Source organism: Pseudomonas jinjuensis (assembly GCF_900103845.1).
Classification (GTDB): domain Bacteria; phylum Pseudomonadota; class Gammaproteobacteria; order Pseudomonadales; family Pseudomonadaceae; genus Pseudomonas; species Pseudomonas jinjuensis.
This window is the reverse complement of the sequence record NZ_FNIJ01000022.1, coordinates 46,836-69,100: the sequence shown is the minus strand read 5'-3', so window position 1 is coordinate 69,100 and position 22,265 is coordinate 46,836. Positions and strand designations below refer to the sequence as shown.

Annotated in this window: 22 protein-coding genes; 11 read left to right on the top strand and 11 right to left on the bottom strand. The window is 68.7% G+C overall.

Features of this window, described 5'->3' with window-relative positions; translation table 11 throughout:
* Positions 1–56: 56 nt before the first annotated feature.
* Positions 57–944 carry an acyl-CoA dehydrogenase middle domain-containing protein gene (locus BLR75_RS24225; RefSeq protein WP_084314579.1) on the bottom strand — a complete coding sequence of 296 codons (888 nt, stop codon included), beginning with the start codon at positions 942–944 and terminating at the stop codon, positions 57–59.
* 141 nt (positions 945–1,085) lie between these two features.
* Here BLR75_RS24225 and olsB point away from each other — a divergent pair, with 141 nt between their 5' ends.
* Together olsB and BLR75_RS24215 are read left to right on the top strand one after the other, a co-directional pair.
* The gene (gene olsB / locus BLR75_RS24220; RefSeq protein WP_084314580.1) at positions 1,086–1,841 is read left to right on the top strand and encodes an L-ornithine N(alpha)-acyltransferase; all 756 of its coding nucleotides are present in this window, start codon (positions 1,086–1,088) and stop codon (positions 1,839–1,841) included.
* The gene (locus BLR75_RS24215; protein WP_084314581.1) at positions 1,841–2,602 is read left to right on the top strand and encodes a lysophospholipid acyltransferase family protein; all 762 of its coding nucleotides are present in this window, start codon (positions 1,841–1,843) and stop codon (positions 2,600–2,602) included. Before olsB ends, BLR75_RS24215 begins: the two co-directional genes overlap by 1 nt.
* A gap of 83 nt (positions 2,603–2,685) precedes the next feature.
* Here the strand turns inward: BLR75_RS24215 and BLR75_RS24210 are convergent, their stop codons facing one another.
* Both BLR75_RS24210 and BLR75_RS24205 read right to left on the bottom strand, forming a co-directional pair.
* Complete coding sequence (locus BLR75_RS24210; protein WP_084314641.1) at positions 2,686–3,537, bottom strand: universal stress protein; 852 nt, start codon at positions 3,535–3,537, stop codon at positions 2,686–2,688.
* Between the two features lie 65 nt (positions 3,538–3,602).
* Positions 3,603–4,211, bottom strand: a complete 609-nt coding sequence (locus BLR75_RS24205) for an acyl carrier protein phosphodiesterase (protein ID WP_084314582.1) — start codon at positions 4,209–4,211, stop codon at positions 3,603–3,605.
* A gap of 133 nt (positions 4,212–4,344) precedes the next feature.
* Between BLR75_RS24205 and BLR75_RS24200 the strand changes: the two genes are divergently transcribed.
* Positions 4,345–4,656 carry an ArsR/SmtB family transcription factor gene (locus tag BLR75_RS24200; protein ID WP_084314583.1) on the top strand — a complete coding sequence of 104 codons (312 nt, stop codon included), beginning with the start codon at positions 4,345–4,347 and terminating at the stop codon, positions 4,654–4,656.
* An 86-nt stretch (positions 4,657–4,742) separates the two neighbouring features.
* Positions 4,743–5,792 (top strand): alkene reductase, encoded by a 1,050-nt coding sequence (locus tag BLR75_RS24195; RefSeq protein ID WP_084314584.1) that lies wholly within the window; start codon positions 4,743–4,745, stop codon positions 5,790–5,792.
* Positions 5,793–6,026: 234 nt separating this feature from the next.
* Here BLR75_RS24195 and BLR75_RS24190 read toward each other — a convergent pair whose 3' ends face one another.
* From BLR75_RS24190 to BLR75_RS24175, 4 genes are all read right to left on the bottom strand, one after another.
* On the bottom strand, positions 6,027–6,281 hold the full coding sequence (locus BLR75_RS24190) for a FeoC-like transcriptional regulator (protein ID WP_084314585.1): 255 nt from the start codon (positions 6,279–6,281) through the stop codon (positions 6,027–6,029).
* A complete protein-coding gene (feoB, locus tag BLR75_RS24185; protein WP_084314586.1) occupies positions 6,278–8,569 on the bottom strand; it encodes a Fe(2+) transporter permease subunit FeoB in 2,292 nt (763 codons plus the stop codon). Before feoB ends, BLR75_RS24190 begins: the two co-directional genes overlap by 4 nt.
* A gap of 6 nt (positions 8,570–8,575) precedes the next feature.
* Entirely contained in the window at positions 8,576–8,800 is a 225-nt protein-coding gene (feoA, locus tag BLR75_RS24180) for a ferrous iron transporter A (protein WP_084314587.1), read from the bottom strand.
* A 309-nt stretch (positions 8,801–9,109) separates the two neighbouring features.
* Positions 9,110–9,964, bottom strand: coding sequence for a coiled-coil domain-containing protein (locus tag BLR75_RS24175; RefSeq protein WP_084314588.1), 855 nt, complete (start codon positions 9,962–9,964; stop codon positions 9,110–9,112).
* Positions 9,965–10,192: 228 nt separating this feature from the next.
* On the opposite strand from BLR75_RS24175, the gene BLR75_RS24170 reads away from it, so the two are divergent.
* The gene (locus BLR75_RS24170; RefSeq protein ID WP_245726192.1) at positions 10,193–10,462 is read left to right on the top strand and encodes a hypothetical protein; all 270 of its coding nucleotides are present in this window, start codon (positions 10,193–10,195) and stop codon (positions 10,460–10,462) included.
* Between the two features lie 375 nt (positions 10,463–10,837).
* On the opposite strand, the gene BLR75_RS24165 is transcribed toward BLR75_RS24170, so the two are convergent.
* Positions 10,838–11,833 carry an NAD-dependent epimerase/dehydratase family protein gene (locus BLR75_RS24165; RefSeq protein ID WP_084314590.1) on the bottom strand — a complete coding sequence of 332 codons (996 nt, stop codon included), beginning with the start codon at positions 11,831–11,833 and terminating at the stop codon, positions 10,838–10,840.
* A gap of 106 nt (positions 11,834–11,939) precedes the next feature.
* On the opposite strand from BLR75_RS24165, the gene BLR75_RS24160 reads away from it, so the two are divergent.
* Complete coding sequence (locus tag BLR75_RS24160; protein ID WP_084314591.1) at positions 11,940–13,001, top strand: saccharopine dehydrogenase family protein; 1,062 nt, start codon at positions 11,940–11,942, stop codon at positions 12,999–13,001.
* Here BLR75_RS24160 and BLR75_RS24155 read toward each other — a convergent pair.
* Entirely contained in the window at positions 12,998–13,891 is an 894-nt protein-coding gene (locus BLR75_RS24155) for a LysR family transcriptional regulator ArgP (protein ID WP_090416162.1), read from the bottom strand. The two genes, BLR75_RS24160 and BLR75_RS24155, sit on opposite strands and share 4 nt — an antisense overlap.
* Before the next feature lie 95 nt (positions 13,892–13,986).
* On the opposite strand from BLR75_RS24155, the gene BLR75_RS24150 reads away from it, so the two are divergent.
* From BLR75_RS24150 to BLR75_RS24140, 3 genes are all read left to right on the top strand, one after another.
* Positions 13,987–14,589, top strand: coding sequence for a LysE/ArgO family amino acid transporter (locus BLR75_RS24150; protein WP_084314593.1), 603 nt, complete (start codon positions 13,987–13,989; stop codon positions 14,587–14,589).
* Positions 14,590–14,885: 296 nt separating this feature from the next.
* Positions 14,886–15,467, top strand: coding sequence for a superoxide dismutase [Fe] (gene sodB / locus BLR75_RS24145; RefSeq protein ID WP_084314594.1), 582 nt, complete (start codon positions 14,886–14,888; stop codon positions 15,465–15,467).
* Between the two features lie 179 nt (positions 15,468–15,646).
* On the top strand, positions 15,647–17,728 hold the full coding sequence (locus tag BLR75_RS24140) for a putative bifunctional diguanylate cyclase/phosphodiesterase (protein WP_084314595.1): 2,082 nt from the start codon (positions 15,647–15,649) through the stop codon (positions 17,726–17,728).
* Here the strand turns inward: BLR75_RS24140 and BLR75_RS24135 are convergent.
* The gene (locus tag BLR75_RS24135; RefSeq protein ID WP_084314596.1) at positions 17,704–18,612 is read right to left on the bottom strand and encodes a GIDE domain-containing protein; all 909 of its coding nucleotides are present in this window, start codon (positions 18,610–18,612) and stop codon (positions 17,704–17,706) included. The genes BLR75_RS24140 and BLR75_RS24135 overlap by 25 nt on opposite strands.
* A 7-nt stretch (positions 18,613–18,619) precedes the next feature.
* Positions 18,620–19,192, bottom strand: a complete 573-nt coding sequence (locus BLR75_RS24130) for a LemA family protein (RefSeq protein WP_084314597.1) — start codon at positions 19,190–19,192, stop codon at positions 18,620–18,622.
* A gap of 178 nt (positions 19,193–19,370) precedes the next feature.
* Here BLR75_RS24130 and BLR75_RS24125 point away from each other — a divergent pair, with 178 nt between their 5' ends.
* Positions 19,371–20,708 (top strand): imelysin family protein, encoded by a 1,338-nt coding sequence (locus BLR75_RS24125; protein WP_084314598.1) that lies wholly within the window; start codon positions 19,371–19,373, stop codon positions 20,706–20,708.
* Positions 20,709–20,845: 137 nt separating this feature from the next.
* A complete protein-coding gene (locus tag BLR75_RS24120; protein WP_084314599.1) occupies positions 20,846–22,264 on the top strand; it encodes a di-heme oxidoreductase family protein in 1,419 nt (472 codons plus the stop codon).
* Position 22,265 lies beyond the last annotated feature (1 nt).

Genomic DNA, 22,265 nt, shown 5'->3' with positions numbered 1-22,265 from the left:
CCACCGGATGATCGCCGGATTGGCGGATGAAGCGTTCCGCTTCATGCGCCCTACGTTTACTCCAGTCCCAGCCCCGCCAGCGCCTTCTCCAGCCGCTTCGCCCGCGCGCTGCCGGCGATCGCCAGTACACCACGATCGCGCTGCCAAAGCGCCGCCCACTCCGCCGGTCCCTGGGCGAAGGCCGCATCCAGCTCCGCCGACAGCGCCTCGAACTGGGCGAACAGCCCTCCGAGCAGCAGGTGGGTCGCCGGCTTGCTGGTCGGCTGCCGGCCGACCTCGGCGCATCCGCCGAGCAGCCCCGCCAGGCGCAGCGACAGGCTGCGCGGCCAGCCGCACTGCAGCGCCACGCCGTAGAGCCAGGCGGTGATCGCCGCCAGCACGTGCAGGTCTTCGAGGGTGCGGAACGGCTTGCAGTAGGCATCCCAGCCGTCGCCGGGCAGCAGCTCGCAGTGGGCGCCTTCCAGCAGCAGGCGGGCATGCGGGATGTCCGGCATCAGCGGCAGCGGCGGCAGGCTCTCCAGCCTCGCGTTGGGCGTGCCGGCCAGCACCACCGCCAGCGCCAGGCGCGGCGCCTCGCCGTCGGCCTCGTCGCGGGCGGCCACCAGCCACCAGGCGGCGCTCTCGCCGGCGGTGACGAAATCCTTGCACCCGTGCAGCAGCAGGTCGTCTAGGCGGGTGCTGAGGTCGGCCGGGCGCACGCTCCTGTTCTCGGTCACGCACAGCGCCCCCAGGCTCGCCGGCGCGGCCGGCCACAGCGCGCGCAGGGCCGCCTGGTAGCCGGCGAGGAAGGCCAGCCCCGGGGTCGCCGCCAGCCGCCCGCCATGCACGGCGAGGAACAGGCTGTTGGCCGTGCCGGCGGCGCTGAGCAGTTCGGCGTACCAGTCTTCCAGGGAAAGACCGGCGGGCAGCCGGTCCAGCGGACCGAGCAGGCTATTCCAGGGCATCGCGGGTTCCTCGTCGAGGTCTTGTTGTCATACAAGCATCACGCCAGCGTCACCGGGGTGACACCGCGCCTTCCTAGCCTGAGCTTGCCCAACAAGACCGACCGGCCGCAACCCGCTTGGCCGGCCTACGGAGGCAAGCGCATGAGCCAGATCGCCCCAACCCGAGACGTATCGACCGAACGCCGCCTCAAGGCCGTGCGCCTGCGCGGCTCCCGCGCCCTGCGCGAAGCCCAGGCGCTGCGCTACCAGGTCTTCAGAAGCGAGTTCGACGCCCGCCTGCAGGGCGCCGAACTCGGCCTGGACATGGATGACTACGACCGCCACTGCGCGCACATCGGCGTGCGCGACCTGAACAGCGGCGCCCTGGTGGCGACCACCCGCCTGCTCGACCATCGCGCCGCGCGCCGCCTGGGGCGCTTCTACAGCGAGGAGGAATTCGCCCTCGACGGCCTCGCCGAGCTGCAGGGGCCGATCCTGGAAATCGGCCGCACCTGCGTCGACCCGGCCTATCGCAACGGCGCCACCATCGCCGTGCTGTGGAGCGAGCTGGCGGAAATCCTCAACGAAGGCGGCTACCGCTACCTGATGGGCTGCGCCAGCATCCCCATGCGCGACGGCGGCGTGCAGGCCCAGGCGGTGATGCAGCGCCTGCGCGAACGCTACCTGTGCCGGCAGAACCTGCGCGCCGAACCGAAGACGCCGCTGCCGCCGCTGGAAGTGCCGGACAACCTCACCGCCGAGCTGCCGCCGCTGCTCAAGGCCTACATGCGCCTGGGCGCGAAGATCTGCGGCGAGCCCTGCTGGGACCCGGAATTCCAGGTTGCCGACGTGTTCATCCTGCTCAAGCGCGACGAGCTGTGTCCGCGCTACGCCCGCCACTTCAAGGCGGCGGTGTGATGCGCAGGGGCTGGCGGATACTCCGCCTGCTGCTGGTGATCGCCGTCGGCGCGCTGCTGGCGGCGCTGGTCGGCCTGCTGCAACGCCTGTCCCGGCACGACCGGATGGCGCTGCGGCAGCGCCTGGCCTGCTGGTGGCTGGGCCGCCTTTCCGGCGTCCTGCCGCTGCGCATCGAGGTCCACGGCGAACTGCCGGGAACCCCGGCGCTGTGGGTCGCCAACCATGTGTCGTGGATCGACATCCCGCTGCTCGGCGCGCTGCAGCCGCTGTCCTTCCTGTCCAAGGCGGAAGTGCGCCAGTGGCCGCTGGCCGGCTGGCTGGCGGAAAAGGCCGGCACCCTGTTCATCCGCCGCGGCTCGGGCGACAGCCGGGAAGTCGGCGGGCAACTGGCGCGGCATCTCGAACAGGGTCGCTCGCTGCTGCTGTTCCCGGAAGGCACCACCACCGACGGCAGCAGCGTGCGCACCTTCCATGGCCGCCTGCTGACCAGCGCCATCGAAACCGGCGTGCCGCTGCAACCGGTGGCGCTGCGTTATCGGCGCGATGACGGACTGGACCGGCTGGCCCCCTTCATCGGCGACGACGACCTGCTCAGCCATCTGCTGCGGCTGCTGGATGCCGAGGCGGGCACGGTGGAGATTCACCTGCTGGAGCCGCTGCACAGCGCGGGGCGGGACCGCACCCAGCTGGCGCGCATGGCGCGGGAGATGATCCTGGTGCGGTTGAATGGCGAGGCGGTGGCGAGGGAGATGGCGGCCTGAGCCGCGCACGACGTATCGGCGGCGCCGGGGTTTCGCGGGCATGGCCCGCTTCTACGGATGGTCTGGCACTGGGGCAATCGCCCTCAGACCTCATGCTCCGGCGGCACCACCAGCACGTCGCAATCCAGCTCGCGCAGCGCATAGTCCGCCACGCTGCCGATCAGCGCGCGGCGCACGCCGCCGAGGCCGCGGGTGCCCATCACCAGCAGGTCCGGGCGGTGCTTGTCGTTCATCCGCTGCAGCACGCTGGTGGGCAGGCCGACCGCCACCAGTTGCTCGTCGATGTGCGGTTCCAGCTGCTCGGCACGCAGGAAGGTCTTCAGCTCGTCCACCGCCTGGCGCGTCTCGGTGCCGACGAACTCGTCGATGCGCTCGGGATTCACCCCGGAGTACTCCATCATTCCCTTCGCCATCGGGCTGAAGGCGCACACGGCGCGCTTCACCGCGCCGTCGAGCAGACCGAGGCGCGCGGCGGTGCGTACCGCATGGGCGGAGGTCGGCGAGGTGTCCAGCGCCAGCAGCAGGTCGCGGTATTCGCTGCCGGCCAGCTGGCTGACCACCAGCACCGGCAATTCCCCGGAGCGCAGCACGCGCTCCACCGTGGTGCCGACGAAGATGTCACGCAGGATGCCCTTGCGGTGCGCCCCCATGACCAGCAGCTCGGCGCCCTTCTCCTTGGCGACGGCGATGATCCGGTGGTCCGGGTCGCCCCTCTCGACGATGATCTTCGGCGCCGAGCCACCCAGCCCGGTCAGCTCGACCAGCCGCGCCTCGAACAGCATCTTCACCTGGATGGCTTCCTGCTCGACCATCGCTGCCGGCTGGTCCTCGTCGACCACGTAGAGCACGCTCCACGGGCAACCGAAGCGCTTCGCCAGGGCGGCTCCACGCATCAGGGCCTTTTCCGAACGGACGGAAAGATCTGTCGCAACCATCAGCGATTTCATCACGCACCTCCTACGGCATCCTTCAATGGAAACCATTGCACCCGCTGAACCGCTCAGGAAGCTTGATATATATCAAGTCCGTCCCGGACCTCGGGCAGGCCCCCCACGTAATCCTGCAATTCAGGATAGAAGGCGCGGAAATCCGCGCTCAGCGGTTCGTAGAGAAACACCAGTTCGTCCCAGGCGCCATCCAGCAAAGCCGGACGGGACAGGCGCCGCGCCATGCCGGACATAACATCCTGCAACACTTCGAACTCCACGTAGCTGCCCAGCCAGTCCTGCGCCGCCATGCGCGGGGCGATGTGCGCGAGGCGTCCGGGCAGGCTTCCGGTCTCGCCGAGCACGCCATAGACGCGGTGGGTGAAACGCTCCAGCGGCTCGTCGGAGAAGCGCTGCCAGTCGCGCGCCAGGCAGTGGTCGAAGAACACGTCCACCAGCACCCCGGCCAGGCGCCGCCTTTCGGCCGGGAAGCGCAGCTTGGCTTCGTGGATCAGCGGGTGGCTGTCGGTGAAGGCGTCGATGCGCCGGTGCACGCGGATCGCGGCCTCGATGTCCGCCGGGAAGCGCCCGGCCAGCGGCCCCTTGACGAAGTCGCCGTAGAGGCTGCCGAGCAGCTGGGCGGGCCGCGGACCGCCGAGATGGAGGTGGGCGAGGTAGTTCATCGCCTGAGCTTACCCCAGCGCGGCGCGGGGAGCGGAATTATCAGGCCGGTCGATGATCACTATCGGCCCAAACGATCTCGTATCGTCCAAGACCGATATATAGTTCGATCCAACGCGATATGGCGATATCCACATGACCGAACCCGACATCGATCTCGACGAAATCATCAAGGCCCTCTCCCACCCGGTGCGGCGCGAGATGCTGCGCTGGCTGCAGGACCCCGAGCGGCATTTCGTCGAGCAGGACCACCCGTTCGAGATCGGCGTGTGCGCCGGCAAGTTCGACGAGAAATGCGGCCTCTCGCAGTCGACCGTCTCGGCGCACCTGGCGACCCTGCAGCGCGCCGGCCTGGTGACCAGCCGCAAGATCGGCCAGTGGAGCTTCTTCAGGCGCAACGAGGAAACCATCCAGGCATTCCTCCGGCGACTGGGTGAAGAGCTGTAGCGCCACGCAGATTTTTTCGGGCATGCCTCCGCGCTCGCGCAACCCGACATCCCCGCTTCGCTTTCCGACTACCCGGAGACTCCAGCATGACCACGCTTTTCGACCCCATCGTCATCGGCGACCTCGAACTTCCCAACCGCATCATCATGGCGCCGCTGACACGCTGCCGCGCCGACGAGGGCCGCGTGCCCAATGCGCTGATGGCCGAGTACTACGCCCAGCGCGCCTCCGCCGGGCTGATCCTCAGCGAGGCGACCGCGGTGACGCCGATGGGCGTCGGCTACCCGGATACCCCCGGCATCTGGAACGACGCGCAAATCCGTGGCTGGAGCAACATCACCAGCACCGTGCACGCCAACGGCGGGCGCATCTTCCTGCAGCTGTGGCACGTCGGCCGCGTTTCCGACCCGCTCTACCTGGACGGCGAGACGCCGGTCGCGCCGAGCGCCATCGCACCCAGGGGGCATGTCAGCCTGGTGCGTCCGAAGAAGGAGTTCGTCACTCCGCGCGCGCTGGAGACCGAGGAGATCGCCGACATCGTCGAGGCCTACCGCCAGGGTGCGGAGAACGCCAAGGCCGCCGGCTTCGACGGCGTGGAAATCCACGGCGCCAACGGCTACCTGCTCGACCAGTTCCTGCAGGACAGCACCAACCAGCGCACCGACCAGTACGGCGGCTCCATCGAGAACCGCGCGCGCCTGCTGCTGGAAGTGACCGACGCGGTGATTTCCGTGTGGGGCCCGCAGCGCGTCGGCGTACACCTGGCGCCGCGCGGCGATTCCCACGACATGGGCGACAGCGATCCGCTGGCGACCTTCGGCTACGTCGCCCGTGAGCTGGGCAAGCGCGGCATCGCCTTCATCTGCACCCGCGAGACGGCCGGCGACGACAGCATCGGGCCGAAGCTGAAGGAGATCTTCGGCGGCGTGTACATCGCCAACGAACGCTTCGACAAGGCCAGCGCCAACGCCTGGCTGGCCAGCGGCAAGGCCGACGCGGTGGCCTTCGGCATTCCCTTCATCGCCAACCCGGACCTGCCGGCGCGCCTGGCCGCCGACGCAGCATGGAACGAGCCGCACCCGGAGACCTTCTACGCGCAGGGGCCGGTGGGGTATCTGGATTATCCGCGGATGTAAGTCCCAGGATTCGCGAGCAAGCTCGCTCCTACAGGGTGCGCCTCCGTAGGAGCGAGCTTGCTCGCGAATCGTAGGGCGGGTGAAACCCGCCGCATGTACCGAGACTGTAGGATGGGTTGAGCGAAGCGATACCCATCGGACTCAATCGATGGGTTACGCCGCTTCGCGGCTAACCCATCCTACGTCGGACGCAGAAGCATCCTGGATGCGTTCGGTCGCGGGCATGGCCCGTTCCTACAGGCAGCTGACTATCAGGCGTTGCGCGCTGAGCCGATACATCGGCGCCGCACATCCCCGCGCCTCTACACAACCGCGACAACTGCCACACGCAGCCGCCGGCGGTTCCGCCCGCTCCACCTTCCCCAGCGCCACCAGCCGTTCCAGCATCGCCTCCAGCAACGCTTTCGGCGCTCCCAGCAGGCGGCTGAGCTGGTCCACATCGCGCGGCCCTTCCCGCAGGGCGTCGCGCACCTCCATCACGCCGATCATCGGTGGCAGCCTCCGGCATTCGCCGGCGCGGGCATGGCCGCCGGCAGCGGTTGCATTTCATTCCGCCCCAGGCGGCGCAGCAGCAGGATCACGCCGGCGTTGAACGCCAGCACGGCGGCGATGATCAACCCGCTCTGCTGCGGATGCGCGGCGAAGCTGAAACCCTGGTAGCACAGGGTCGCCAGCGAATAGGCGACGTTCAGCCCCCAGAGGATGGAGAAGCCCATCCAGCGCTTGCTGCTCTCGCGGGCGATGGCGCCCATGGTGGTCACGCAGGGCACGTAGAGCAGGACGAAGACCAGGTAGCTGTAGGCCGCCAGCGGGCTGCCGAACTTGCTCGCCATGGTTCCCATGGAGCCGGAATCCATGCTGCCGTCGGCCATGCTCGCCGCCACCGGGTTGGCCAGTACGCCGAGGCTGAAGGTGTCGCGCAGGCCGTCGCGGGTATCCGCCAGCGCCTGGCGCAGTTGCCCGGCGAGGTCGAAGCCTGCGTAGTCGAACGCCTCGCCCTGGATGTGCTCGGCGGTGTACAGGGTGTTCAGGGTACCGACCACCACTTCCTTGGCCATCGCGCCGGTCACCAGGCCGACGGTGGCCTGCCAGTTGTCAGGATGCACGCCCATCGGCGTCAGCAGCGGAGTGATGCGCTGGCTGACGCTGGCCAGCGCCGACACGCCGATATCGCCCTGCACTGGCTTGCCGTCGAGGGTCACGCTGTTCAGCCCACCGATCACCAGGCTGACCAGGATGATCACCTTGCCGGCGCGAGTGACGAAGCCGGCCAGGCGCATCCAGGTCTGCAGCAGCAGGCTCTTCAGGTGCGGCACGTGGTACAGCGGCAGCTCCATGACGAAGGGTGTGGCCTCGCCGCGCATCACGGTGTGCTTGAGCATCAGCCCGGTGAGCACGGCGACGACGATGCCCAGCAGATAGAGGGAGAAGATCGCCAGCGCGCCTTGCTGGCCGAAGAAGGCCCCGGCGAATACCGCGAAGATCGCCAGCCGCGCGCCGCAGGACATGAACGGCGCCATCATGATGGTGATCAGCCGCTCGCGCTGGGCATCCAGGGTGCGGGTGCCCATGATCGACGGCACGTTGCAGCCGAAGCCGACGATCAGCGGCACGAAGGACTTGCCCGGCAGCCCCAGCGCCTGCATCAGGCGGTCCATGACGAAGGCCGCGCGGGCCATGTAGCCGGAGTCTTCCAGCAGCGAGAGGAACAGGTACATCAGGCCGATCTGCGGGATCAGCGGGAACACCGCATTGATCCCGCCGCCGAGGCCCTGGGCGAGCAGCGTGGTGAGCCAGTCCGGCGCGCCGAAATGGATGCCCAGCCACTGGATGCCGTCGATGAAGATCGCCGCCGAGCCCTGGTCGAAGATCGGCTGCAGCGCGCCGCCCAGGTTGATGGCGAAGAAGAACATCAGGTACATGACCAGCAGGAAGATCGGGATGCCCAGCCAGCGGTTGAGCACGATGCGGTCCAGCCACTGGGTCAGGCGGTGCGGCTGCGCCTCGTGGTGGTTGCTGGCCTCGGCGCAGAGTTCCGCGACCAGCCGGTAGCGCGCGTCCACCACCAGCAGTTCGGGCTCCTCGCCGCACTGGTCGAGGATGATCTGCCGCGCCTGGTCCAGCGTCGCCGGCGGCAGGTCGAGCAATTGCAGGCTGAACAGGTCGCCTTCCAGCGCCTGCATGACCAGCCATTCGGATTTTCCGCCCGCCCGCGCCAGTCGCTCCACCTGCGCATTCAGCAGCGCCGGGTACTGCACCCTCAGGGCGCGCTGCGGGGAGATGGCATCGATGGCTTCCTTCAACTGGTCGATGCCCTCGCCACGGGTCGACACCAGCGGCACCACCGGGCAGCCCAGGCGTTTCGCCAGCGCCGCGCAGTCGATGCGCAGGCCCTGGCTGCGGGCGATGTCCAGCATGTTCAGGGCGACGATGCAGGGAATGCCCATCTCGCGCAGCTGCACCGTGAGATAGAGGTTGCGTTCGAGGTTGCTGGCGTCCACCACGTTGACCAGCAGCTCGACCTCGCCGCTGGCGATGCAGCGGCGGGCGATCTGTTCGTCGATGGAGGCCTGGGCGGAAATGGTGGTCAGCGAGTAGGTGCCGGGCAGGTCGATCAGGCGTACCGCCTGGCGCGGCGTGGCGAAGCTGCCTTCCTTGCGCTCGACGGTGACGCCGGCCCAGTTGCCGACGCGCTGGCGGGCGCCGGTGAGCTGGTTGAACAGGGTGGTCTTGCCGCAGTTGGGGTTGCCGATCAGGCCGAGAACGAGGGGTTTCATCGCGGCTCAGTCCAGCGGCGCCAGTTGCAGCAGGGCCAGGTCCTTGCGCCGCAGCACCAGGCTGGTCCGGCGGGTTTCGATCTGCACCGGATCGCCCAGCGGGGCGATGCGCGTAACCTGCAGCGACGCGCCCGGCAGCAGGCCCATGGAAAACAGGCGCTGGCGGAAGGCGGGGCCGATCCCGGCCTGATAGCCGGCGATGCGATAGCGGCTGGAGGGTTGCAGGGTCATCGTGCGGGCTCCTCGACGCGGCGGGCGCCGGTGGGAAAGGAATCGGAAAGACTCTCGTTTCAAGTCAGACGAGGATTATTTTCCTGTGGGAGTCGGGAGAGGCTGACTTGGAGCAAGGCGAGAAGGATTCGCATTTCCTGGCATATGGAGGCAAAGCCGCGTTTGTAGGAGCGAGCTTGCTCGCGAAGCTTTTTCGTCCCGATCGCCAGCAAGCTGGCTCCTACAGGTCCGAGGAACAGGAGATCGATACGACAGGCAAAGAAAAACCCCCAGGCCCGCGAGGGCCTGGGGGTTTGTCCACAGCGCCGGTCAGCGCCGATCGAGTTGCGCCTGCAGGTTCTGGATCTGCGCCTGCAGGGTATTGATGGTCCGCGTGGTCTGCGCCCGGAAGGCGTCGAATTCGGCGGTGTTGCTGCTCGGCGCCGGCTTGTTGTCGAGCTCGCTGCGCAGCACCAGCAGGTCATCCTGCAGGCTCTTGATCGCCTGGCTCTGGTTGCCCTGCTTCTTCAGCGCGGCGACCTCGGCGGTCAGGCTGCCGATCTGGCTGTTCGCCGTGGCGATCTGCGCGCTGGCGGCGGCGATGTCGTTCTGCAGGCTCTTCAGCTTGCCCTGCTCGTCGGCCAGCGACTTGAGCTTGCCGTCCAGCTGGCTGATCAGCTGCGCGGCGCTTTCCTGCTGGGCCTTCAGCGCGGTGCTCAACTGGTCCAGGCGCTTGCCCTGCTGCCCATCGATCTGACTCAGCGAGGCCTGCTGCTGGCGCGCCTGTTCGGCGAGCCTGCCCTGCAGCTGCTTGACCTGCAGACGCAGCTGCTCGCGGTCGGTGGTGACCGAGGATTCGCTCGCCACCACCTTGCCGCGGATGTCGTCGAGGCGACCGGCGGCTTCCTCGCTGATCTTGGCGAAGCTTTCCTGGGTGGCGATCAGTTGCTGTTCCATCAGCAGCAGTTGCTGGTGGCTCCACCAGGCCAGGCCGCCGAGGGCGATGGCCATGGCGCCGACCAGTGCCCACAACGGGCCGGTGCTGGCGCGGCGCGGAGCCGTTGGAACCGGGCGGCCGCTGGGCTCGACGATCCGCCGCGGATGATGGCCGAACTCGCTGCGATCGGCCGCGTCGGTGGAAATGCTGGGGACGTCGTCGAGTTCGTCTAACGTATCGTTACGCATGGAAGGAACCTGTGGAGAAAAGCCGCTGTGCGCTGTGCAGCGCGCAGTATATCGCGCCCCGGCAGGCATCGCGCCATCATGGAGCGCGCGGCACCGCGGCGGAGCAGGCGCGGGCTTCGAAAGACCACCGCCAGGCCCCGTGGTTCCCCAATGGCACGGCCCGCGGCGGCATGGCACAGCGCTTGCTCTGCTCGTCGGCGGGTGTCCACAGGGGGAGGAAAGCGGATGATCGAGTTCAACAAGGCGATCCTGGACTGCATGCGCGAGCTGCGCCGGCGGCTGCGCGCAGAGCAGGCGCTGGATATCCATTTCCAGCAGGACGATGCGATTCCCCGGATGCTCGCGGCCTGCGCCGGATCGGGCGAAACGGAAACCCGCCGGCTTGGCGAACGCCTGAGCGAGCTGAGCGGCGTCACCCTGCCGCGGGTGGTACAGGAACCTTCCTTCATGCCCGATCCGGGCGGTCACCGGCAGTATGCGGGGCCGTTGCGGGGGTGAGGCACGGTATCGCAGCGCTCGAACGTGGATGGCGCTTTTCCATCCACCATTGCGGGGCCGCATGCGCGGCCATGGTGGATCGATGGAGCGTGATCCACCCTACGGTCTGCCCCGCTGACACCGGACCTGTAGGAGCCAGCTTGCTGGCGATCCGGGCGTTATCGGAAAACTCGGTGTAGCCGGATGGCTCGGCTGATCGCCAGCAAGCTGGCTCCTACAAAGAGCGGTACGGCCCTGCTCGATCCGCGTTCAGGACGTAGGGTGGATGGCGCTTTTCCATCCACCATCGGCGGGGCCGGTTGGTGGATCGATGGAGCGTGATCCACCCTACGCACAGCCCGGGCGTAGGAGCGGGCCATGCCCGCGACCCAGCCCTCACAGCCCGCGCAACTTCCACCAGTCGCAGAACTCGTCCAGCGCCGTCCACAGGCTGGTCGTCGGCTCGTAGCCGAGGTATTGCCGCGCGCGGCTGATGTCCAGGGTGAAGTCGTGGGCCATCGCCGAGACCATCAGGCGCATCACCTTCGGCTCGGGCTTGCCCGGCAACAGGCGGCAGATGCCTTCGCCGAGCGCCGCCGCGCCATAGGCCAGCGGGTAGGCGACATGCTTGCGTACCGGCGGCAGGTCGAGGCGGCGGAACACGTAGTTGGCCGCGTCCCACAGCGGCACCGGCTCGCCGTTGCTGATGTTGTAGGCCTGGCCCAGCGCCGCGTCATTGGCCATCAGCGCGGCGAACAGCGCCTCGTTGAGGTTGTGCACGCTGGTGAAATCCGCGCGGTTCAGGCCCTGGCCGACGATGCGCAGGCGGCCCTGGCGCTGCGCCGCGATCAGGCGCGGGAAGATGCTGGTGTCGCCGGCGCCGGCGCCGGTGACGAAGCGCGGGCGCAGCGCCAGCACCTCCAGGCCGAATTCCTGGGCGCCGAGGGCGACGCGCTCGGCCTGGTACCTGGTCGCGCCGCAGTGATCGAAGAATTTCCCCGGCACCTGCTCTTCGCCGATGCCGACGTGCGACCTGCCGTCGAAATAGATGGACGGCGACGACAGGTGCACCAGCCGCCGCACGCGCTGCTTCAGGCAAGCGTCCACCACCGCTTCGGTGAGGCCGACGTTGGCCTGCTGGAAATATTCGCGAGTGCCCCAGGAGCCCACCGCGCCGGCGCAATGCACCACCGCCTCGACGCCATCGCACAGGCGCCGCGCCAGCGCCGGATCGGACAGGTCGCCGGCGACGAACTCGGCACCGCGCTCCACCAGCGGCTGCAGCGCCTCGGCGCGGCGTCCGTTGACCCGTACCGACAGCCCCTCGCCGAGGGCGAAGCGGGCGAAACGCCCGCCTATGAACCCGCTGGCACCGGTCACCAGAATCTTCATGTCGTTCCCCCGGAAAATGGAAAATCCCGGCCACTCCGGCGGCCGGGACGAAAGTCGGGCACATGCGGCTAATCTTTAGCCGATAACCTCGCCAAGAGCCGCCATCATGAGCAAAACCCGCTGGATGATCTACGGCGCCAACGGCTACACCGGCCGGCTGATCGCGGAAGAAGCGCACCGCCAGGGGCTGACGCCGCTGCTCGGCGGGCGCGACCCGGCCGCCGTGCACGCCCTTGGCACCCTGTTCGGGCTGGACTGCCGGGTGTTCGGCCTGGACGACCGCGCCAGCGCCGCCGAAGCCCTGGACGACGTGGCGGTGCTGGTCAACTGCGCCGGTCCGTTCTCCGCCACCGCCGCGCCCATGGTGGAGGCCTGCCTGGCCAGCGCCACGCATTATGCCGACATCACCGGCGAAATCGCGGTGTTCGAGCAGCTTCACGGGCTCGACGAGGTGGCCCGGGCCGCAGGGGTCGTGCTCTGCCCGGGCGTCGGCTTCGACGTCATCCCCACCGACTGCGTCGCCGCCTGCCTGGCCCGCGCCATGCCCGACGCGACCCGCCTGGCGCTGGGCTTCGACAGTTCCAGCGGCCTCTCGCCGGGCACTGCCAGGACCTCGGTGGAGGCGCTCAAGCTCGGCGGCAAGGTCCGCGAGGGCGGCGTGCTGCGCGACGTGCCGCTGGGCTACAGGCGCCGCGACATCGACTTCGGCCGCGGCCTGCGCCCGGCGGTGACGGTTCCCTGGGGCGACGTGGCGACCGCCTACTACAGCACCGGCATCGGCAACATCGAGGTCTACCTGCCCGCCCCCGCCGGCGTGGCGCTCGGCATGCGCCTGATCGATCCGCTGCTCGGGATGGACCGGGTCCAGGACTGGCTCAAGGAACAGGTGCGGCGCCGCGTCCAGGGTCCCGACGAGGCGGCCCGCGAGCACCAGCGCACCTGGGTCTGGGGCGAGGTGCGCAACGAGCGCGGCGAACGCCGCAGCGCGCGGCTGGAAACCGCCAACGGCTACGAAGTGACGATGCACGGCGCGCTGCTGGCGGTGCGGCGACTGCTCTATCACCGCGGTGGCGGCGGCTACTTCACGCCGTCGCAGCTCTTCGGCGAACGCTGCGTGGAGGAACTGCCCGGCAGCAGCAGGATCACTATCCGCGGGCGGGACACCTAGGGCACCAGCAGCTTCGCCGCATTCTTCAGCAGGTGCTCGGTAAGCGCGGCGAGCAGCTCGCCGCCATTGCGCCAGTGGTGCCAGTACAGCGGCACGTCGATCACCCGTCCCGGCAGCAGCTCCACCAGTTCCCCGCGCTCCAGTTCGCCGCGCACCTGCTGCTCGGGCACCAGCCCCCAGCCGAGGCCGCCGCTGGTGAGGCGCACGAAGCCTTCGGACGAGGGGCAGAGATGATGGACGAAGCTGCCGTCGACGCCGAGTTCGGCCAGGTAGCGGTGCTGCAGCTGGTCGTCCGGGCCGAAGACGATCGCCGGCGCCCGGGCCAGCGCCTCGGCGCGCACGCCATCGGGAAAGTGCCGGGCGACGAACGCCGGGCTGGCCAGACCGCGATAGCGCATCTTCCCCAGCGGCACGCAGCGGCCGCCCGCCACCGGCCGCGGGCTGGCGCAGACGCAGCCGGCCACCTCGCCGGCGCGCATGCGCTTGAGGCCGACTTCCTGGTCCTCCATCACCAGGTCCAGCAGCACGCCGCGCTCGGCGCAGAAACCGCCTACGGCGTCGGCCCACCAGGTGGCCAGGCTGTCGGCGTTCAGCGCCAGGCGCAGGCGTTCGGCGGCGCCGCCTTCGTCCAGTCCCGGCACCCAGCGCTGCAGGTCGCCCTCCAGCAGGCGCACCTGCTGCACATGGTTGAGCAGGCGCTGGCCCAGTTCGGTGGGTAGCGGCCGGGTCGAGCGCACCAGCACCGGCTGGCCGACCCGCGCTTCGAGCAGCTTGATGCGCTGGGAAATCGCCGATTGCGACAGGCCGAGCACCTGGGCGCCGCGCTCGAAGCCGCCCTGCTCCACCACGGCGGCGAGGGCAGCCAGCAGCTTGTAGTCGAACATGATCAGTTTTCCTAATGGGATATCAACAGGATTCGTTTTCCTTATAGCTCCGCCGACCGCAGACTGGCCAGCAATTCCCACCTCACACGAGTATTCCCATCATGTGGCAGAGCTACCTGAACGGCCTGCTGGTCGCGGCCGGCCTGATCATCGCCATCGGCGCGCAGAACGCCTTCGTCCTCGCCCAGAGCCTGCGCCGCGAGCATCACCTGTCGGTGGCCACGCTCTGCGTGCTGTGCGACGCGCTGCTGGTCAGCGCCGGGGTGTTCGGCCTGGCCAAGGTGCTGGCGGAAAGCCCCACCCTGCTCGCCGTGGCGCGCTGGGGCGGCGCGGCCTTCCTCATCTGGTACGGCGCCAAGGCGCTGCGCCGCGCCTTCGCCCCGCAGGCGCTGGAGCGCGACGGCGGGGCCGGGCCGCGCTCGCGCAAGGCGGTGCTGCTCGCCGCGCTGGCGGTGACCCTGCTCAACCCCCACGTCTACCTCGACACCGTGCTGCTGATCGGCTCCCTCGGCGCCCAGCAGGCCGCCCCCGGCGCCTACGCCATGGGCGCGGCCAGCGCCTCGCTGCTGTGGTTCTTCACCCTCGCCGTGGGCGCCGCCTGGCTCGCCCCCTGGCTGGCCCGCCCGGCCACCTGGCGGCTGCTCGACCTGATGGTCGCGGCGATGATGCTGGGCGTGGCGGCGCAGCTGGTGTTCGCCGGCTGAGGCGCGGACCCGCGGCGGAAAGTTCGAACCCCGCCCTGGCCCCGCGGTCCATCCGAGAGGGGAAGCGGACCGTCCGCGGCGCGCTGGCGCGAGGCTTTTCCCCTACAGTTGCTGCGTGGATATGCACGGGGACGGGTGCTATGATCCTGGCTTCGCGGCGCCGGGAGCCAACGCTCCCGGAGCCACCTTCGCTGTCATCGCAGCGACCCCGGATGCCGCGACCATCACCGAACCGGCCCCGTGCACCGGTCACGCGCTAGCCGCGCCAGCCCTGATGAAAAAATAGGAGAAACACCATGGCTTTCGAATTGCCGCCGCTGCCCTACGCGCAGAACGCCCTTGAACCGCACATTTCCGCGGAAACCCTGGAATACCACTACGGCAAGCACCACAACACCTACGTGGTGAACCTGAACAACCTGGTTCCGGGCACCGAATTCGAAGGCAAGAGCCTGGAAGACATCGTCAAGACCTCCTCCGGCGGCATCTTCAACAACGCTGCCCAGGTCTGGAACCACACCTTCTACTGGAACTGCCTGGCTCCGAACGCCGGCGGCCAGCCCACCGGCGCCCTGGCTGACGCCATCAACGCCGCCTTCGGTTCCTTCGACAAGTTCAAGGAAGAGTTCACCAAGACCGCCATCGGCACCTTCGGCTCCGGCTGGGCCTGGCTGGTGAAGAAGGCCGACGGCTCCCTGGCCCTGGCCAGCACCATCGGCGCCGGCTGCCCGCTGACCAGCGGCGACACCCCGCTGCTGACCTGCGACGTGTGGGAACACGCCTACTACATCGACTACCGCAACCTGCGTCCGAAGTACGTCGAGGCGTTCTGGAACCTGGTGAACTGGGACTTCGTGGCGAAGAACTTCGCCGCCTGATAGCCTCCCGGCGTCCAGCAGAAACCCGGCCCTGAGCCGGGTTTCTGCGTTTTCGCCGGGTGCAGGCCGGCGTGCGGAGATGGCGCCAGAAAACCGTCCGCAGGACCTTTGACGGCGCCCCGGCGATTACCAATACTCAGACCAGTCGTTCGCCGTTGGCGATGCACAAGGAAGCCCCCTTGAAACTGGCCCCCCGGCACAGCCTTTCACTCAAGTTGCTGCGCGTCGTGCTGCTCGCCGCCCTCGCCGTCGGCGTGGTGCTGAGCTGCGGCCAGATCGTGTTCGACGCCTACAAGGCGCGGCAGGATGCGCAGAACGAGTCGCAACGCATCCTGGCGATGGTCCGCGATCCGTCCACCCAGGCGGTCTACAGCCTCGACCGGGACATGGCCATGCAGGTGCTGGAAGGCCTGTTCCAGCACGAGGCGGTGCGCTACGCCGCCATCGGCCAGCCCGGCGAACCGATGCTCGCGGAGAAGTCGCGGCCGCTGCTGGAGTCGGCGAGCCGCTGGATGACCGACCCGATATTCGGCTCCGAGATGAGCTACTCGATTCCGCTCACCAGCCGCGACGGCAAGGAATACTACGGCGACCTGCAGATCACCATGGACACCGCGGCCTACGGCGCCGATTTCCTCACCACCTCGGCGGTGATCTTCATCTCCGGCATCCTCCGCGCCCTGGCCCTCGGCCTGATGATGTTCCTCATCTACCACTGGCTGCTGACCAAGCCGCTGCTCAAGCTCAGCGAACACCTCTCCAGCATCAACCCGGACCGCCCCGGCCAGCGCAAGCTGCCGATGCTGCGCGGCCACGAGCACAACGAGCTGGGCCGCTGGATCGACACCGCCAACCAGTTGCTGGAGTCCATCGAACGCAACGGCAACCTGCGCCGCGAGGCGGAGAACAGCCTGCTGCGGATTTCCCAGTACGACTTCCTCACCGGCCTGCCGAACCGCCAGCTGCTGCAGCAGCGCCTGGAACAGATCCTCGGCGAGGCGACGCGCCTGCAGCGCCGGGTGGCGGTGCTGTGCCTGGGGCTGGACGACTTCAAGGGCATCAACGAGCAGTACAGCTACCAGATGGGCGACCAGTTGCTGATCGCCTTCGCCGACCGCCTGCGCCTGCGCAGCGTGCATCTCGGCGCGCGGGCGCGGCTGGGCGGCGACGAGTTCGCCCTGGTGCAGGCCGACATCGAGCATCCCTACGAGGCGGCCGAGCTGGCCCAGCAGATCCTCGACGACCTGGAGACGCCGTTCGAGGTGGACCAGCGACAGATCCAGCTGCGCGCCACTATCGGCATCACCCTCTACCCGGAGGACGGCGAGACCGCCGAGAAGCTGCTGCAGAAGGGCGAGCAGACCATGACCCTGGCCAAGGCCCGCTCGCGCCACCGCTACCAGTTCTACATCGCCAGCGTGGACAGCGAGATGCGCCACCGCCGCGAGCTGGAAAAGGACCTGCGCGAGGCGGTGGCGCGCAACCAGCTGCAGCTGGTCTACCAGCCGCAGGTGGAATACGGCAGCCAGCGCGTGGTCGGGGTCGAGGCCCTGCTGCGCTGGCAGCACCCGACCCAGGGCTGGATCGCCCCCGACCTGTTCATCCCGCTGGCGGAACAGAGCGGCAGCATCGTCGGCATCGGCGAGTGGGCCCTCGACCAGGCCTGCCGGCAGTTGCGCGAATGGCACGACGGCGGCTTCGAGGAGCTGCGCATGGCGGTCAACCTCTCCGCCGTGCAGCTGCGCCACGCCGCCCTGCCGCGGGTGGTCAGCAACCTGCTGCAGATCCACCGCCTGCCGCAGCGCTGCCTGGAGCTGGAAGTCACCGAGACCGCGCTGATGGAGGACATCTCCACCGCCGCCCAGCACCTGCACAGCCTGCGCCGCGCCGGCGCGCTGATCGCCATCGACGACTTCGGCACCGGCTATTCGTCACTCAGCCATCTGAAGAGCCTGCCGCTGGACAAGATCAAGATCGACCGCAGCTTCGTCCAGGACCTGATGCTCAACGACGACGACGCCACCATCGTTCGCGCCATCATCCAGCTCGGCAAGAGCCTCGGCATGCTGGTGATCGCCGAGGGCGTGGAAACCGCGGAGCAGGAGGCCTACGTGGTCGCCCAGGGCTGCCATGAAGGCCAGGGCTACCTGTACGGCAAGCCGATGCCGGCGCGGGAGATGACCCAGTTGCTCAAGCAGGGACAGCGGCACGCCGAGGCCGACATCCGCCGCCTGCCTCAGAAGCCGCCCAGCCCCCGGTAGAACCAGGCGCCCAGCAGCGCCCCGCCCAGGCACAGCGCCGCGTGCCCGGCGGCCTGCCAGCGCAGCTTGCCGCCCAGTTCGTCCTCGCCATAGCTGGAGAGAATGAACGGCTGGCGCTCCGCCGGCCGGGCCAGGCGATGGCGGGTCGGCGCGGCGCTGCTGGCGCGGTGGCGATCCTCGGCCTCCAGCCGCGCGGCCAGGCGCACGCGCTGCCATTCGCGCTCGTCCAGCTGGCCGTCGCCATCGCTGTCGAAGCGTCCGAGCAGGCCGGCGAAGTCGCCCTTCCATTCGCGGATCACCGCCGCCTGCGCGCCGTCGATGTCCAGGCCCTGGCGGCCGCCGCCGCTGGAATGGAAATCGCCCAGCGCGTACAGCGGCTGGCCGGCCTCCAGGCGCTCCTCGGTATAGCGGTAGTGGCGGCCGCCGCCGAGCAGTTGGCCGAGCAGCCCCGGCGCCTTCGCCATGCCGCGCGGATGGCGTTCGCGGCCTTCCCAGCGCTCGCGGGTGAGCGGCCGCACATCGGCGCCGGCCGGGTCGATCAGGCACACGCCGGTGGCGTCGCGCAGGCCGAACCAGCCCTCGCTGACGCCCTTCTCCAGCGTGCGCCAGTTGCTGCGGCCCTTGTCATTGCGCTGCTCTTCCTCGATGCGGTAGCGCCACCACAGGCACGGCTTGCCGGTCAGCGGGCCGCGCAACGGCGCTTCGGGGCCTTCCTCGAGGATGCCGTAGAGCTCGGTGAAACCCTGCGCGGCGGAACGCACCTTCGAGGTCGGCACGTCGGCCAGCAGGCGCGCCCGGGAGAAGTCGCCGATGCAGCGCCAGCCGCCGTACAGGCTGGCGCTGCAGGCCATGGCGAGGAAAATCCACTGGCTGTCGAACTGCATGCCGCGCTCAGCCGAACAGGGCCTTGAGATCGACGTCGGCCTTCTCCGCCGCGCTCACCTGCAGCAGCTGCGCGGCCCTGAAGCCGAACAGGCGGGCCACCAGCAGGTCGGGGAACTGCTCGATGCGCACGTTGTTCAGGTTGACCGCCTCGTTGTACAGCTCGCGGCGGTCGGCGATGCCGTTCTCCAGCCCGCTGATGCGCTGGGAGAGGAACTGGAAGCTCTCGTTGGCCTTCAGTTGCGGGTAGTTCTCGGCCAGGGCGAAGAGTTGCCCGAGGCCGGCGCGCAAGCCGCCTTCGGCGCGGCCCAGGGCGCCGATGTCGCCACGCTCGCGGGCGCTGGCCACGGCATTGCGCGCGACGATCACCTGCTCCAGGGTCTGCCGCTCGTGCTGCATGTACTGCTTGCAGGCCTCCACCAGCTTGGGCAGTTCCTCATGGCGCTGCTTGAGCAGCACGTCGATGTTCGCCCAGGCCTTGCCGACGCCGTGCTTGAGGCGTACCAGGCCGTTGTAGAGCACCACCAGGTAGCCGCCCAGCAGCAATCCCAGCACACACAACGCAACCGCGAAAAGACTCATCGATGTTCTCCCTGAACCAACCCGGCATGGGTCGCTGGAATTCTAGCGGCAGCATCATGCCAGATGGCGACTGGCCGCATCTTCCACCCTTTTCAAAAATGCAAATCTTTCGCATTATGTGGCGGTTTTTTCGCGCAGTCCCCTTTCAGCGCCCCTCACTCACGCAAAGGAACCCCTCATGACTCGTACGTCCTGGGCTAGCGCCAGCCTGCTGGCAATCGCAATTTCCCTCGCCGGTTGCGGCGACGACAAGAAGGATGTCCCCGCCAGCCAGGCAGCCGCTCCGGCCGCCAGCACCCAGAGCGCACCGGCCGCGGCGAAGGTCGACGACGCCGCTGTGAAGGCCGTGGTGAAGAACTACGCGGACATCGCCGAAGCCGCCTACGGCGACGCCCTGAGCACCGCCAAGGCGCTGCAGGCCGCGGTCGACGCGCTGATCGCCAAGCCCGGCGAAGACACCCTGAAGGCCGCCCGCGACGCCTGGCTGGTCGCCCGCAAGCCCTACTCGCAGAGCGAGGCGTTCCGCTTCGGCAACGCCATCGTCGACGACTGGGAAGGTGCGGTTAACGCCTGGCCGCTGGACGAGGGCCTGATCGACTACGTCGCCAAGGACTACCAGCACGCCGAGGGTAACCCCGGCGCCGCCGTCAACATCATCGCCAACACCGAGATCCAGGTCGGCGAAGACAAGATCGACGTGAAGGAAATCACCGGCGAGAAGCTGGCCAGCCTGAACGAGCTGGGCGGCTCCGAAGCCAACGTCGCCACCGGCTACCACGCCATCGAGTTCCTCCTCTGGGGCCAGGACCTGAACGGCACCAAGCCGGGCGCCGGCGACCGCAAGTACACCGACTTCGTCCAGGGCGACGGCTGCAGCAACGGTCACTGCGACCGCCGCGCGCAGTACCTGAAGGCGGTCACCGACCTGCTGGTGGCCCAGCTGGAAGAGATGCACGGCAACTGGAAGGCCGGCGTCGCCGACAACTACCGCGCCAAGCTGGAAGCCGGCAGCGCCGACGACAACCTGCGCAAGATGTTCTTCGGCCTGGGCAGCCTGTCCCTCGGCGAACTGGCCGGCGAGCGCATGAAGGTGGCGCTGGAAGCCAACTCCACCGAGGACGAGCACGACTGCTTCAGCGACGACACCCACCACACCCTGTTCTTCGACGCCAAGGGCATCCGCAACATCTACCTGGGCGAGTACAAGCGCGTCGACGGCAGCGTGGTGAAGGGTCCGAGCCTGTCCGAGCTGGTCGCCAAGGCCGATGCCGCCGCCGACGAGACCCTGAAGACCGACCTGGGCAACACCGAGGCGAAGATGCAGGCCATCGTCGACCGCGCGGAGAAGGACAACGTGCACTTCGACCAGATGATCGCCCCCGACAACAAGGACGATCAGCAGAAGATCCGCGACGCCATCGCCGCCCTGGTCGCGCAGACCGGCGCCATCGAGAAGGCCGCCACTGCGCTCGGCGTGCAGGACCTCAAGCCGGACACCGCCGATCACCAGTTCTGATCGCCCCGGCAATGCGCGCAAGGCCCCGCTTCGGCGGGGCCTTGCCATTCACGGTCGACCGATACAGTTTTCCCGTTTGCCCATGCTGGCCAACTGATAAAATGCCACGCCTGCCTCTCGCCCTTCCGGATGCCCCGATGCCCTGCAGCCCGTACGCTTCGCGACTTGCCCTCCTGCTTGCCGCCCTGGCGCTCGGCGCCTGCAAACCCGCGCCGGTCGCCGAGCCTGGCGAAGAGCTGTCCGGCGGCGAAACCACCATCTTCCGCAGCGACCGCCTGGCCTTCTCGCTGCCGGCGAACAACCTCTCGCCGCAGAAACGCCTGGACTTCAGCGTCGGCGACAGCTTCTTCACCAGCCCCTGGGTGATGGCCCCCGCCACCACCACCGCGCGCGACGGCCTGGGCCCGCTGTACAACACCGCCGCCTGCCAGAACTGCCATGTGAAGGACGGCCGCGGCCATCCGCCGGAGCCGGACGCCAGCAATGCCGTGTCGATGCTGGTGCGCCTGTCGATTCCCGCCAGGCCCGGCGACGAACTCACCCTCGAACGCCAGGGCGTAGTGCCGGAGCCGGTCTACGGCGGCCAGTTGCAGGACGTGGCGATCCCCGGCGTGGCGCCGGAAGGCAAGGTGCGCATCGACTACCAGAGCGTGCCGGTGACCTTCAAGGACGGCACAGTGGTCAAGCTGCGCAAGCCGATCCTGCGCATCACCCGCCTCGGCTACGGGCCGATGCACCCGGACACCCTGTACTCCGCCCGCGTCGCCCCGCCGATGATCGGCCTCGGCCTGCTGGAAGCCATTCCGGAAGAAGCGATCCTCGCCCATGCCGACCCCGACGACCACGATGGCGACGGCATCCGTGGCCGCCCCAACAGGGTCTGGGACGACAGCCGCCAGCAGACCGTGCTCGGCCGCTTCGGCTGGAAGGCCGGCCAGCCGACGGTGGCGCAGCAGAACGCCCACGCCTTCCTCGGCGACATGGGCCTGACCAGCGACATGCTGCCCGACGAGGACTGCACCGAGTCCCAGCCGGCCTGCCTGCAGGCACCGGGCGGCGGCAAGCCGGAGGTCAGCCAGCGCATCTTCGAGCAGGTCGCCTTCTACACTCGCAGCCTCGCCGTGCCGGCCCGCCGCAACGTCGACAACGGCCGTGTGCTGGCCGGCAAGCAGCTGTTCAACGAGGCCGGCTGCGCCGGCTGCCACGTTGCGAAATTCGTCACCGGCAGCGGCGACCAGGTATCCGGCCAGGAAGTGGCAGGCCAGACCATCCGCCCCTACACCGACCTGCTGCTGCACGACATGGGCGACGGCCTCGCCGACAACCGCCCGGAATTCCAGGCCGGCGGCCGCGACTGGCGCACCCCGCCGCTGTGGGGCATCGGCCTCACCGAAGTGGTCAACGGCCACACCCAGTACCTCCACGACGGCCGCGCGCGCAACCTGCTGGAAGCCGTCCTCTGGCACGGCGGCGAAGCCGAAGCGGCCAGGCAGCGCGTGCTCGCCTTCGATGCCGGCGAACGTTCCGCGCTGCTGCAATTCCTGAATTCCCTCTGAA